Below are 13,152 nucleotides of genomic sequence, written 5' to 3'. Positions count from 1 at the left end.
CCGGGCTCGCGGGCAGGATCAGTCCTGTAGCAGGCGTTCGTCGCGGAACAGGTCTTCGACCAGTTCGCGCTCGCGTACCAGGTGGACCTTGTTGCCGTCGACCATCACTTCGGCCGCGCGCGGACGGGTGTTGTAGTTGGAGCTCATCACGAAGCCATAGGCACCCGCCGACATCACCGCCAGCAGGTCTCCGGGCCGCACAGCCAGCGCGCGGTCGCGGCCGAGCCAGTCGCCCGATTCGCATACGGGCCCCACGATGTCGTAGGTGACCGGCGGGGTGACCGGTGAAGCGCTGCTTGCCAGCACCGGCTCGATGCCGTGGAAGGCCTCGTACATGGCCGGGCGCGCCAGGTCGTTCATGGCGGCATCGACGATGCAGAAGTTCTTGGCCGCGCCGGGCTTGAGGAATTCAACCTGGGTCAGCAGCACGCCGGCATTGCCGACGAGCGAGCGGCCCGGCTCGAACAACACTTCCCGATGACCATGACCGCGTGCGGCCACGCGGTCGAGCAGCGTGGTGGCGAAGCCGGTGATGTCCGGCGGGGTCTCGTCAGCGTAGGTGATGCCAAGGCCGCCGCCGACATCGATGTGCTCGAGGACGATGCCCTCGCGTTCGAGCGCTTCCACCACGTCGAGCACCTTGTCGAGCGCTTCCAGGTATGGCTCCACCTCGGTGATCTGTGAACCGATGTGGCAGTCGATGCCGGTGATCCGGATGTGCGGCAGCGACGCGGCGGCCCGATACGTGGGCAGTACCTCCTCGAACGCGATGCCGAATTTGTTGTCCTTCAGGCCCGTGGAGATGTACGGGTGGGTCTTGGCGTCGACATCCGGGTTGATGCGCAGCGATACGCGAGCGCGCTTGCCCAGCTGGCCGGCCACGGCATTGAGGCGGTCGAGTTCGGGGATCGACTCGACGTTGAAGCAGCGCACGTCGTGCGCCAGGGCGAGTTCCATCTCCGCCGCGCTCTTGCCCACGCCCGAGAACACCACCTTGCGCGGATCGCCGCCGGCGGCCAGCACGCGCTTGAGTTCGCCGCCCGAGACGATGTCGAAGCCGGCCCCGAGCCTGGCGAATACCTGCAGCACTGCCAGGTTCGAGTTGGCCTTCATGGCGTATTGCACCTGCGCCTTGCGGCCCTGGCAGGCGGCGGCATAGCCTTGGTAGGCGGCGGTCAGCGCGGCGCGCGAGTACACGTAGGTCGGCGTGCCGAACTCTGCGGCGATCTGCGCCAGCGGCACCTGTTCGGCAACAAGGGCGCCGTCCTGGCGATGGAAAAATGCGGTCATGGTTACCTGGTGGTAGGGGCGTCGGAAGGAGCCGGGGCCGGGGGCGTGGCGGGGGCTACCGGGGCGGGCAGCGTCGCGTCCGCATGTCCCAGGCCAGGATCGGGCACGGCAGGAGCGGTCGGCTCGGGCGGGCGCTTGGGCATGGTCAGCGGCCCGCGAATGCCGCATCCGCCCAGCAGGGGCATCGCAAGGCTGGCGGCAAACGCCGATACAATCGCAACACGACGGAGCATCGGGTCGTCCTTGAAAGCGGTTGGGAAAGCTGTCGGACCGGCAGCCGGCGTGTCGTCCGCGGCCGCCGCCAGAGTTCCAGGGCACGGCCGGAATCCGGGAATCCTCAACAAATAATGCCGGCCACTGCAGGTGCCCCATGCGATGCTCAATGTGAGCAGCAAGGCGGACAGCGCTGGCGCCGGCGGTCTTGGAGTTTAGCATGCCCCCCTTGAGCGAAAGCGAGTTCCTGGCCCTGGCGGTCAAGGAGCTGGACCGCATCGAAGCCGCGGTGGAAGCCGCCGCGGACGCGGCCGACGCCGACATCGAAATCAGCCGGACCGGCAATGTCATGGAGCTGGAATTCGAGAACGGCTCCAAGATCATCATCAACAGCCAGGCGCCGATGCAGGAGCTGTGGGTCGCGGCGCGCTCGGGCGGCTTCCACTTCCGTCGCGACGGCGAGCGCTGGGTCGATACGCGCAGCGGCAACGAGTTGTACGACGCGCTGTCCAGCTATGTGAGCCAGCAGGCGGAGGTAGCGCTCACGCTGGGCTGACCCGCCAAGTCATGCGCACGAATGAAAAAGCCGGCCACGTGGGCCGGCTTTTTCCATTGGCTGCAACACGGCTCAGGCGCCGCCGAACATCTCCAGGATCTTCTTCTTCTCGGCCTCGACATCGGCCGGCGAGCGCGTGCTTTCCTCCGGCTTGCCCGGCCACGGATCGCCCAGGCCGACCGAAGCCACGCCGGCGCCGCTGGCGTTTTCTTCGAAGGTCCAGTCGCCGCCGACCATCAGCACGCCTTCCGGCGCCGGGCGCTCCGGACTTTCCGGGACGCCCTTGAGCATCTTGCCCATGTAGCCGACCCAGATCGGCAGGGCCAGCCCGCCGCCGGTCTCGCGCACGCCCAGGCTCTTGGGCTGGTCGTAGCCCATCCAGGCGATGGCTACCAGGTTCGGCGTGTAGCCGGCGAACCAGGCATCCACGGCGTCGTTGGTGGTACCCGTCTTGCCGGCCAGGTCATTGCGGCCCAGGCGCTGCTTGGCGGCGTTGGCAGTGCCCATGCGCACCACGTCGCGCAGCATGGTGTCGGCGATGAACGCCGTGCGGGCATCGAGCACGCGCACGGCATCGCTGCCGGCGCGCTGCGGCTGCGTTTCGGAAAGGACCTTGCCGCGCGCATCGACCACCTTCTGGATCAGGTACGGGTTGATGCGGTAGCCGCCGTTGGCGAACACCGAGTACGCGCCGGCCATCTGCAGCGGCGTGACGCTGCCCGCGCCCAGCGCCATCGGCAGGTAGGCCGGGTGCTTGTCGGCCTCGAAGCCGAAGCGGGTGATGTAGTCCTGGGCGTATTGCGTGCCGATCGCACGCAGGATGCGTACCGAGACCAGGTTCTTCGACTTGGCCAGCGCGCGGCGCATGGTCATGGGGCCTTCGAACTTGCCATCGTAGTTCTTCGGCTCCCATATCTGGCCACCGGTGTCCGGGCCGATCGTCAGCGGCGCGTCATTGATCACGGTGGCCGGCGAAAAGCCCTTTTCCAGCGCGGCCGAATAGATGAACGGCTTGAAGCTGGAACCCGGCTGGCGCCAGGCCTGCGTCACATGGTTGAACTTGTTGCGGTTGAAGTCGAAGCCGCCGACCATCGAGCGGATCTCGCCGTCCTGCGGGTTGATCGAGACGAAGGCCGCCGACACTTCCGGGAGCTGCGTGACCGTCCACTGGCCCTTTTCGTCCTGCGTCACGCGGATGATCGCGCCGGGGCGGATCCTGGTCTTCGGCTGCGCGTTCGCCGACAGCGACGGCGCGATGAAGCGCAGCGCCGCCCCTTCGATGGTGGCCACTTCGCCGGACAGCAGCGTGGCCTTCACTTCGCGCGATGACACGCTGGTCACCACGGCGGAACGCAGGTCGTCGCTGCCCGGGTGCTCGACCAGCGCGTCGTCGATGGCCTGCTCGCGTTCTGCCTGGTCGGAGGGCAGGTCGATGAAGGCTTCCGGGCCGCGGTAACCGTGTTTGCGCTCGTAGTTCATGATGCCCGAGCGCACGGCTTCGTACGCCGCATCCTGGTCGGGCTTCATCAGCGTGGTGTAGACGGTGAGGCCGCGCGTGTAGGTTTCCTCGCGGTACTGCGCGTACATCAGCTGGCGCACGATCTCGGCCACGTACTCGGCATGCGTCGAGAACTCGTTGCCTTCCGTGCGGACCTTCGGCGTTTCGCGCAGGGCCTGGTCATACTGCTCCGGCGTGATGTAGCGCAGGTCGCGCATGCGCTGCAGGATGTACTCCTGACGTACCTTCGCGCGCTTGGGGTTCACCACCGGATTGTAGGCAGACGGCGCCTTGGGCAGGCCGGCCAGCATGGCGGCCTCGGCCGGCGTGACGTCGCGCACCGACTTGCCGAAATAGACGCGCGCTGCGCTGTCGAAGCCATAGGCGCGCTGGCCGAGGTAGATCTGGTTCATGTACAGCTCGAGGATCTGGTCCTTGCTCAGGTTCGCCTCGATCTTGTACGCAAGCATCATTTCGTAGATCTTGCGCGTGTAGGTCTTCTCGCTCGACAGGAAGAAATTGCGCGCCACCTGCATGGTGATCGTCGATGCCCCCTGCGACAGCCCGCCGCGCAGGTTTGCCAGGCCTGCCCGCAACACGCCGACAAAGTCCACCCCGCCGTGCTCGTAGAAGCGGTCATCCTCGATCGCCAGCACCGCCTTCTTCATCACGTCGGGGATTTCGGCGATGGGTACGAAGTTGCGGCGCTCTTCGCCGAATTCGCCGATCAGCACATTGTCCGCAGTGAAGATGCGCAGCGGAATCTTGGGGCGATAGTCCGTGATGGTGTCGAGCGACGGCAGGTTGGGCGCGGCCACCAGCAACGCATAGCCCAGCAGCAGCGCGACCGCCACGATGCCGGCGACGATCAGACCGACCACCCAGAACGTGAGCCGCGCCCAGAGCGGGCGGCGGGCAGGGAGGGACGGCTTCTGTTGTGCTGTGGCCATAAGGGAAAAACCTAGTCAGGAGTGCGGGGGATTATATCTTCCGGGATAGCGGCAACTTCCCGCACAGTGGCGCCTGCGGCGCTACTGCGCTGTTACAAGATGTAATGTCCCTGATCGCCGCAGTTTGCGCCGATGTGAGAACAGAAAAAAGGCTGGAAAGGGAACCCGACGACCGTGGGGTTTTGGCAACGCTTTGGAGGAGCCGTCGCAAAAATAAAAGCGTGGTCAGAGCGGCACATTGCCAGCACTGCCGGTTTTTGTAAGAATCGGCCAACATAAAAGAGCAAAACGTTTCATCGAGAAACAGGACCCGCCCGATTAGAGCAGTCAAGCCAGGGGCGAGTTCAAATGTCAGGGGGTCACCTTGCGACGGGGCATTTTGTCGGGGCTTCTGCGCCGGACTACGGTCGGCGTGGACATCGGGTCGTCCAGTGTCAAGGTAGTTGAGCTGTCCGTAGGGGGCAGCAAGCAGGACTACCGGCTGGAAAAGTGTGCCAGCGAACTGCTGGACCGCAGTGCCGTTGCCGATGGCAACGTGGTCAATATCGAGGCGGTCGGGATCGCGCTCAAACGCGCGCTCGGCAAGGCTGGCATTCGCACCAAGGACGTGGTGCTTGGCGTGCCTTCGATGCTGACGGAGTCACAGACCGTCAGCTTGCCGGACAACCTGTCCGAAGACGAACTCTATTCCCAGGTCGAGTCCGAGGCGCACCGGCTTTATCCGCCGTCGCAGGCGGTCAATTTCGACTTTGCCGTGATCGGCCCGAGCGAAACCGAGGGCGGTATCGGCGTGCGCGTGACCGCGGCCAACAGCGACCGCGTGCAGGAACGCGTCACCGCCGCCGAGATGGCAGGCCTGCGCCCGCAGGTCATGGATGTCGAGGAATACGCGGTGCAGCGGACCGTCGTGCAGATGCTTGGCGTGCCGCGCGATATGTCTGAAGCCGACGCACGCGCGTTGCCGGTGGTGGCCGTCGTTCACCTCGGCGGCAGCCGTTCCAAGGCCATCTTCTACCAGGGCTGGAAGGAGCTGTACGAGCAGCCCCTGAACAGCTACGGCGACCAGCTCACGCAAAGCGCCGCGCGCATGTTCACGCTCGACGCGCTCAAGGCCGAGATCAAGAAACGCAAGAACACGCTGCCGGAAGCCTGGCGCGCCCAACTGCTCAAGCCATCGCTGGAAGCGCTGGCCATGGAAGTGCAGGCCGCGGTGGCTAATTTCATTGCCAGCTCCAGCCTGGGGCGGGTCGACGAAATCCTCTTGTCGGGCGGACATGCGTCTCTGCTTGGCGTGCAGGCGGCCATCCAGCAACAGACCCAGATCACCACCACGCTGGCGAACCCGTTCGCCAACATGGTCACCAACGGCAAGGTCAACGAGCGCTACCTGCAGCGCGACCTGCCGGCGTATATCGTCAGCGCCGGACTGGCATTGCGCGGCCTGCAATAACGCGCCCCGGGGGAATCCGAATGTCAACGAACACGCTCCCGTCGGTCAACCTGCTGCCCTACCACGAAGCCCGCAAGGCCGCCCGGCGCAAGCGCGTCTACGCGATCCTTGGCGGCGCCGCCGCGGGTGGGGCGTTGTTGGTGCTGCTGGGTGGGCTTTATATCGATCGCCAGATCGCATCGGTGGCCGCGCTGAACCAGGTGCTGACCACCGAGAATGCGCGGCTGGACGGCCAGATCCGCGAGGTCAACACGCTCAAGAAGGACATCGAGGCCCTGCTGCAGCGCCAGCAGGCCGTGGAAAGCCTGCAGACCGCACGCAACCGCCCGGTGCAGCTGCTTGAAGAGCTGGTGCGCCAGGTGCCGGAAGGGGTCTACCTGACCAGCCTGAAGCAGACTGGCGAGGCCTTCACGATCGCCGGCGTGGCACAGTCCAACGAGCGCATTTCCGAGCTGTTGCGCAATGTGGGCGCGGTGCCCTGGCTCGACAAGGCCGAACTGGTCGAGTCCAAGGCGGTGACGATGACCAACAACCTGCGCGAGCAGCGCCGCCTGTTCGAATTCTCCATGCGCTTCGCCTATCGCGCTCCCGAAACGCCAGCCGACAAGAAGGATGGCTCGGCACGCCCGGCCTCGGCGCCGGCCGCCAACGGAAAGGCCTGATCATGGGGCTCAATACCGAAATCAACCTGTCGGACCTGGCAGGCCAGTTCCGCGGGCTCAATATGAACGAGCCCGAGACCTGGCCGACGGCGCCGCGCGTGGTGTTCGCCATCATGGCGGCGGTGGTGGTGCTGCTGCTCGGATGGCAGTTCTACTGGAGCGGCAAGTCCGAGGAGCTGGACCGCCAGCGCTCGGAGCAGGAGACCCTCAAGCAGGCCTACCAGTCCAAGGTCGCGCAGGTCGCGAACCTCGACGCACTGCGTGCGCAGAAGAAGCAGGTCGAGCAGCGGGTCGCGCAGCTTGAACGCCAGCTTCCCAACAAGACGGAAATGGATGCCCTGCTGGCTGACGTCAACCATGCCGGCGTCGCGCGTGGCCTGCAGTTCGAACTGTTCAAGCCGCAGGCCGCTGTCCTCAAGCCTTATTTCGCCGAGATCCCGGTGAACCTGAAGGTGACGGGCCGCTATCACGATGTTGCGCAATTCAATGCCGATGTCGCTGCCCTGTCGCGGATCGTGTCGATGCAGAACCTGCAGCTCGCCAATACCAAGGACGGCGGACTGACCATGGAGGCGGTCGCGATGGCCTACCGCGCGCTGGACCCGGACGAGCAGGCCGCCCAACGCAAGGCCGCCGCCAATGCTGCCAAGCCGGCCGGAGGTGCGAAATGAGCCGCCTCGTGAGCCTTTGCACGCATCGCGCCGCGGTGCTTGCCGTCGCCGCGCTGGCCGCCGGCCTGCTGGGCGCGTGTGGATCCAGCGACGAACAGGCGCTGCACCAGTGGATGGACGCCACCCGCAACGCCAAGGCCCAGCCGCCGGCGCCCTTGCCCGAGCCCAAGCCCTACGTACCGCGCGAGTATGCGGAGCGCAATGCGCCGGAGCCGTTCGCGCAGACCAAGATCGGGGAACTCAACAAGATGATGGCGGAGTCGCCCGAAGCCGGGCGGCGCCGCGAGCCGCTGGAGGACTATCCGCTCGAAAACTTCAAGATGCTCGGCATGATGAAGAAACACGGCGAGACCTTCGGCATCGTGCGGGTTGATAACAAGATCCACCACGTCAAGGTGGGTCAGTATCTCGGCCAGAGCTACGGCCGGGTGGTCCGCATCACCGATCAGGAGATCGTGTTGCGCGAATTGGTCCGGGAAGGGGTATCCGAGTGGAAAGAGAAAATGACCAGCCTGAAGCTGGAGGTGTCGGCATGACCCTGGGTCGCTGGTACCGGGCGCTTGCGGGCGCAGCAACGATGGCGCTGGTGCTGGCCGCTCCGGCCGCGCTGGCACAGGCAAACCAGGTGAAGTCGGTCGAGGCCAATGTCGTGGGCGAGCAGACCGTGTTCACCATCGACCTGCAGTCGCCGCCGGCGCAAAAGCCGGCGGACTTCACGACGCAGAAGCCGGCGCGCATCGCGCTCGATTTCTTCGACACCGGGTTTGCCGCAGGACGTGCCCAGTATGACTATGGCGGCAAGCTGCTGCGCGGCGCCAACGTCATGCAGATCGGGGACCGTACGCGCGTGGTGCTCGACCTGACGCGTGCGGCGACCTACCGCACGGAAGTCCGCGGCAACCAGTTCGTGGTGCTGCTGGATAATGCCGCACCCGCGGCCAAGGCGGCCACGCCCACGTTTGCGGCGCCTGCCGCACTGACCGCGGTTGCCGCGGGGCGAGCCTCCGTGCGCAATATCGACTTCCGTCGCGGTGCAGATGGGGCGGGGCGCGTGGTGGTTGACCTGTCCTCGCGCGAGTCCGGCATCAATATCGCGCAGCAGGGCCAAAACGTGGTGGTCGACTTCCTTGGCACCACGCTGCCCGACAACCTGCGCCGCCGCTTCGACGTGAGCGACTTCGGCACGCCGGTGCAGGGCATGCGCGCCACGGATACCAGCGGCAATACCCGCCTGACCATCGAGCCGCGCGGCAACTGGGAGTACAGCTCGTACCAGACGGACACCCAGTTCGTCGTGGAAGTGCGCCCCGTCAAGGAGGACCCGACCAAGCTGATCAGCGGTCCGGGCTACCGTGGCGAGCGCCTGTCGCTCAACTTCCAGAACATCGACATCCGCTCGCTGCTGCAGGTGTTTGCCGACTTCACGAACCTGAACATCCTCACCAGCGATACCGTGCAGGGCAACATCACGCTGCGCCTCAAGGACGTACCGTGGGACCAGGCCTTGCAGATCGTGATGGATGCCAAGGGGCTGGCGTCGCGCCGCAATGGCAATGTGCTGTGGGTCGCGCCCAAGGCCGAGCTGGCCACCAAGGAGAAGCTCGAACTCGAGGCGCAGCAGCAGATCAATGACCTGGAGCCGATCCGCAGCCAGGTGTACCAGCTGAACTACCAGCGGGCCGAAGACGTGCGCAAGATGCTGCTGGGTATAAGCACGGGCGCTCCCGGCGCCGCGGTCCCGGCCGTTGGTGTAGGTGGCGCCGCCGGCATGGCTTCGCGCATGCTGTCCAAGCGCGGTTCGCTGACCGCAGATGCGCGCACCAACCAGCTGTTCGTATCGGACATTGCCAGCAAGCTTGAGGAAGTGCAGAACTTCCTCGCCAAGATCGACATCCCGGTGCGCCAGGTCATCATCGAGGCACGCATCGTCGAGGCAACCGATACGTTCAGCCGCAACCTTGGCGTCAAGCTCGGCTTTGCCGGCCAGTACAACAATGCCAAGGTGGGCAATACGTACAACAACGTGCTGCCAGGCACGACTTCCGACAACGGTCCGTTCCTGAGCCTGCCGGCTGGCGCCATCAACGGCGCGAATCCGGCGAACATCGCGGTCAGCATATTCAACAGCGCGGCGACCCGCTTCCTTGCGCTCGAGCTGTCCGCGCTGGAAGCGGACGGCAAGGGCAAGATCATCTCGAGCCCGCGCGTGGTGACGGCCAACAACATCAAGGCGCTGATCGAGCAGGGCACGGAACTGCCTTACCAGGCGGCGACGTCCAGCGGCGCCACGTCGGTCCAGTTCCGCAAGGCCAACCTGAAACTGGAGGTGACGCCGCAGATCACGCCGGAGGGCAATGTGCTGCTCGACGTGGACGTGAACAAGGACAGCGTCGGCATCCAGACGACGTCGGGCTTCGCCATCGACACCAAGCACGTGCAGACCCAGGTGCTGGTGGACAACGGCGGCACGGTGGTCATCGGCGGTATCTACACGCAAACCGAGTCCAACGACACCGACAAGGTGCCCTGGCTGGGCGATATCCCGGTGCTGGGCAATCTGTTCAAGAGCAATGCCAAGGTGCGCAACCGCACCGAGCTGCTGGTCTTTCTGACGCCGCGCGTGCTGAATGAGAGTGTGACGCTGAAATGATGCGGAATGATGCGGATCCCGGCGCGAATGAGGCGTAATTGGCGCCCGGGACCCTGGATGCAGTAGACTGCAAGGCCGCATCGACTGATGCGGCCTTTTTTTGTCCGTGGGGCCGCCCGCACGACAATGCCGCATCCGCCACTTGCCGCCTGCGGCTCAACATAAGAAGATGATGCAGTTTCCAACGGGGGAGGGCGGACCGGAATCCGCATTCCCGAACGACAATCCAGTGACAGCCTCGCCGACGGCCACGGAGACCGGCCGCCCCAATCTCTTTTTCGTCGGCCTGATGGGCGCCGGCAAGACGACCGTGGGCCGTACGGTCGCACGGCGCCTGCACTATCCGTTCTTCGATTCCGACCATGAGCTGGAAGCGCACTGCGGCGTGCGCATTCCGGTGATCTTCGAGCACGAGGGCGAGGAAGGCTTCCGCGAGCGCGAGGCCGCGATGATCCGCGAGCTGACCGGGCGCAGCGGCATCGTGCTGGCCACCGGCGGCGGCGCGGTGCTGCGGGCGGAAAACCGCGAACTGCTCAAGGCCCGCGGCACCGTGGTCTACCTGCGCGCCAGTCCGCATGACCTGTGGCTGCGCACCCGGCACGACCGCAACCGCCCGCTGCTGCAGACCGAGGATCCGAAGGGCAAGCTGGAGGCCCTCTACGCTACGCGCGACCCGCTGTACCGCGAAGTGGCCGATTTCATCATCGAGACCGGCAAGCCCTCGGTGGCGCAGCTTGCTAATATGGTGCTGATGCAACTGGAAATGGCGGGTTTCCGCATCGATCCCGCCGCTGCCGCGCCGGAACAGCCGGCTAAAGATACGCATTCATGATCACGCTACAAGTCGACCTGGGAGAGCGCAGCTATCCCATCCATATCGGTTCGGGGCTGCTCGGCAACGCCGAACTGCTGCGCCCGCACGTGCGCGGCCAGCACGCCGTCATCGTTACCAATGAAACGGTGGGCCCGCTCTACGCGGCACGCGTGGAAGCCAGCCTGAAGGCGCTCGGCAAGACTGTGCGCGTCGTGACGCTGCCCGATGGCGAGGCCTTCAAGCAGTGGGAAACGCTGAACCTGATCTTCGACGCGCTGCTGTCGGCGGGCGCCGACCGCAAGACCACGCTGGTCGCGCTGGGCGGCGGCGTGGTGGGCGATATGACGGGGTTTGCGGCAGCCTGCTACATGCGCGGCGTGCCGTTCGTGCAGGTGCCGACCACGCTGCTTTCGCAGGTGGATTCGTCGGTGGGCGGCAAGACCGGCATCAACCACCCGCTCGGCAAGAACATGATCGGCGCGTTCCACCAGCCCAACGCGGTGATTGCCGATATCGACACGCTGCGCACGCTGCCCCCGCGCGAGCTGGCTGCGGGCATGGCCGAGGTAATCAAGCACGGCGCGATCGCCGATGCGGAGTACTTCGCCTGGATCGAGCGCAATATCGCCGCGCTGAACAACTGCGACCCGGACCTGATGGCCCTGGCCGTGCAACGTTCCTGCGAGATCAAGGCCGGTGTGGTGGCCCAGGACGAGCGCGAAGGCGGGCTGCGCGCGATCCTGAACTTCGGCCACACCTTCGGCCATGCCATCGAAGCGGGCATGGGCTACGGCGAGTGGCTGCATGGCGAAGCAGTCGGCTGTGGCATGGTGATGGCGGCGGACCTGTCCCACCGCCTGGGCTTCATCGACACCGAGACGCGCGCGCGCATCCGTCAACTGACGCAGGCGGCCATGCTGCCCATCGTTGCGCCGGAACTGGGCGCCGACCGCTATATCGAACTGATGAAGGTGGACAAGAAGGCCGAAGCCGGCAGCATCAAGTTCATCCTGCTGAAGAAGCTTGGCGAAGCGTTCATCACCACGGTTCCCGATGACGACCTGCGCGCGACGCTGGCGCAGGCAGTCCTTAAACCTCCCACCGAGGCCACGGTCGCGTAAGTGATTCGCGATCGGTTATGCCTCGCAACCCTGACCCAGCCCACGGATTGCCGCATGACCGACCTTGAAAGCCATCTCGCTCCCTACGCCGCCCGCTCCGCGCAGACGCGCGGACGGGTCCACGCCGAGCCCGCGTCGTCGTCGCGCAGCGAATTCCAGCGCGATCGCGACCGTGTCATCCACAGTACGGCCTTCCGCAGGCTCGAGTACAAGACCCAGGTCTTCGTCAACCATGAGGGCGACCTGTTCCGCACGCGCCTGACGCACAGCCTGGAAGTGGCGCAGATCGCTCGCTCGATCGCGCGCAACCTGCGCCTGAACGAGGATCTCGTCGAAGCGATCTCGCTCGCGCACGACCTTGGCCACACCCCGTTCGGCCACGCCGGCCAGGACGCGCTCAACGCCTGCATGAAGAACCACGGCGGCTTCGAGCACAACCTGCAGAGCCTGCTGGTGGTGGACGAGCTGGAAGAGCGCTACGGCGGCTTCAATGGCCTGAACCTGACCTTCGAGACGCGCGAAGGCATCCTCAAGCATTGCTCGCGCGTCAACGCGGCCGCGCTTGGCGAACTGGGCCGGCGCTTCCTGGAGGGCTCGCAGCCGTCGCTGGAGGCGCAGCTGGCCAACCTGGCCGACGAAATCGCCTACAACAACCACGATATCGATGACGGCCTGCGCTCGGGCCTGCTGACGCTGGAACAGCTCGACGAAGTGCCGATGTGGGGTCGCCACCGGGCCGAGGTGGCCGAGGCGTTCCCGGGCATCAACGGCCGCCGCGCGATCAATGAAACCGTGCGGCGCATGATCAACACGTTGATCGTGGACCTGATCGAAACCACCAGCCGGAACATTGCCGCGGCGAATCCGCGCTCGATCGAGGCGGTGCGAGCGGCGGGGCCGCTGGTCGGGTTCAGCGCCCAGATCCACGAAGAGGCGGCCACGCTCAAGCGCTTCCTGTTCCGGCACCTGTACCGGCATTACCTGGTCATGCGGATGTCGTCCAAGGCGCAGCGCATCGTGTCCGATCTGTTTGCGGCGTTTATGTCGGATTCGCGGCTGCTGCCGCCGCAGTACCAGGCCGCGCATGGGGGCGACCAGTCGCGGCTGATCGCCAACTACATCGCGGGCATGACCGACCGCTACGCTATCCGCGAGCACCGTCGCATCTTTGCGGTCAGCGAAGGTAACTAGTCCCAGGTCTTTGCGTTCGGAGCGGGCACAAAAGGGTGCCCGCAGAAATTGGGGACGGATCAGGCTATCATTCGGGCAACCCGGTT

12 protein-coding genes are annotated in these 13,152 nt (G+C 65.5%); 9 read left to right on the top strand and 3 right to left on the bottom strand.

Features of this window, described 5'->3' with window-relative positions; all coding sequences use genetic code 11:
- Positions 1–18 precede the first annotated feature (18 nt).
- Both lysA and CupriaWKF_RS15810 read right to left on the bottom strand, forming a co-directional pair.
- Positions 19–1,290: a diaminopimelate decarboxylase gene (gene lysA, locus CupriaWKF_RS15815; protein ID WP_276098771.1), complete on the bottom strand. Its 1,272-nt coding sequence runs from the start codon at positions 1,288–1,290 to the stop codon at positions 19–21.
- A 2-nt stretch (positions 1,291–1,292) separates the two neighbouring features.
- Positions 1,293–1,523, bottom strand: a complete 231-nt coding sequence (locus CupriaWKF_RS15810) for a hypothetical protein (RefSeq protein WP_276098770.1) — start codon at positions 1,521–1,523, stop codon at positions 1,293–1,295.
- 200 nt (positions 1,524–1,723) lie between these two features.
- Here CupriaWKF_RS15810 and cyaY point away from each other — a divergent pair, with 200 nt between their 5' ends.
- Complete coding sequence (gene cyaY, locus CupriaWKF_RS15805; protein ID WP_276098769.1) at positions 1,724–2,059, top strand: iron donor protein CyaY; 336 nt, start codon at positions 1,724–1,726, stop codon at positions 2,057–2,059.
- A 72-nt stretch (positions 2,060–2,131) separates the two neighbouring features.
- Here the strand turns inward: cyaY and CupriaWKF_RS15800 are convergent, their stop codons facing one another.
- A complete protein-coding gene (locus tag CupriaWKF_RS15800) occupies positions 2,132–4,507 on the bottom strand; it encodes a penicillin-binding protein 1A (protein WP_276098768.1) in 2,376 nt (791 codons plus the stop codon).
- Between the two features lie 379 nt (positions 4,508–4,886).
- On the opposite strand from CupriaWKF_RS15800, the gene pilM reads away from it, so the two are divergent.
- The 8 genes from pilM (at position 4,887) to CupriaWKF_RS15760 (ending at position 13,066) form a co-directional block, all read left to right on the top strand.
- Positions 4,887–5,957, top strand: coding sequence for a type IV pilus assembly protein PilM (gene pilM, locus CupriaWKF_RS15795; RefSeq protein ID WP_276100835.1), 1,071 nt, complete (start codon positions 4,887–4,889; stop codon positions 5,955–5,957).
- A 20-nt stretch (positions 5,958–5,977) separates the two neighbouring features.
- Positions 5,978–6,619 carry a PilN domain-containing protein gene (locus CupriaWKF_RS15790; RefSeq protein ID WP_276098767.1) on the top strand — a complete coding sequence of 214 codons (642 nt, stop codon included), beginning with the start codon at positions 5,978–5,980 and terminating at the stop codon, positions 6,617–6,619.
- A 2-nt stretch (positions 6,620–6,621) separates the two neighbouring features.
- Positions 6,622–7,290 (top strand): type 4a pilus biogenesis protein PilO, encoded by a 669-nt coding sequence (pilO, locus tag CupriaWKF_RS15785; RefSeq protein ID WP_276098766.1) that lies wholly within the window; start codon positions 6,622–6,624, stop codon positions 7,288–7,290.
- Positions 7,287–7,826, top strand: a complete 540-nt coding sequence (locus CupriaWKF_RS15780; RefSeq protein WP_276098765.1) for a pilus assembly protein PilP — start codon at positions 7,287–7,289, stop codon at positions 7,824–7,826. The genes pilO and CupriaWKF_RS15780 overlap by 4 nt, the downstream gene beginning before the upstream one ends.
- Positions 7,823–9,940: a type IV pilus secretin PilQ gene (locus tag CupriaWKF_RS15775; RefSeq protein WP_276098764.1), complete on the top strand. Its 2,118-nt coding sequence runs from the start codon at positions 7,823–7,825 to the stop codon at positions 9,938–9,940. Before CupriaWKF_RS15780 ends, CupriaWKF_RS15775 begins: the two co-directional genes overlap by 4 nt.
- A 289-nt stretch (positions 9,941–10,229) precedes the next feature.
- The gene (locus CupriaWKF_RS15770; protein ID WP_276100834.1) at positions 10,230–10,772 is read left to right on the top strand and encodes a shikimate kinase; all 543 of its coding nucleotides are present in this window, start codon (positions 10,230–10,232) and stop codon (positions 10,770–10,772) included.
- Positions 10,769–11,875, top strand: coding sequence for a 3-dehydroquinate synthase (gene aroB, locus CupriaWKF_RS15765; RefSeq protein WP_276098763.1), 1,107 nt, complete (start codon positions 10,769–10,771; stop codon positions 11,873–11,875). Before CupriaWKF_RS15770 ends, aroB begins: the two co-directional genes overlap by 4 nt.
- Positions 11,876–11,929: 54 nt before the next feature.
- Positions 11,930–13,066: a deoxyguanosinetriphosphate triphosphohydrolase gene (locus CupriaWKF_RS15760; protein WP_276098762.1), complete on the top strand. Its 1,137-nt coding sequence runs from the start codon at positions 11,930–11,932 to the stop codon at positions 13,064–13,066.
- The last annotated feature ends 86 nt before the right edge of the window (positions 13,067–13,152 follow it).

Origin of the sequence: Cupriavidus sp. WKF15 (assembly GCF_029278605.1) — a bacterium.
Classification (GTDB): domain Bacteria; phylum Pseudomonadota; class Gammaproteobacteria; order Burkholderiales; family Burkholderiaceae; genus Cupriavidus.
Note: the sequence above shows the minus strand (reverse complement) of the source record. Positions and strands in the feature narration are given on the sequence as shown.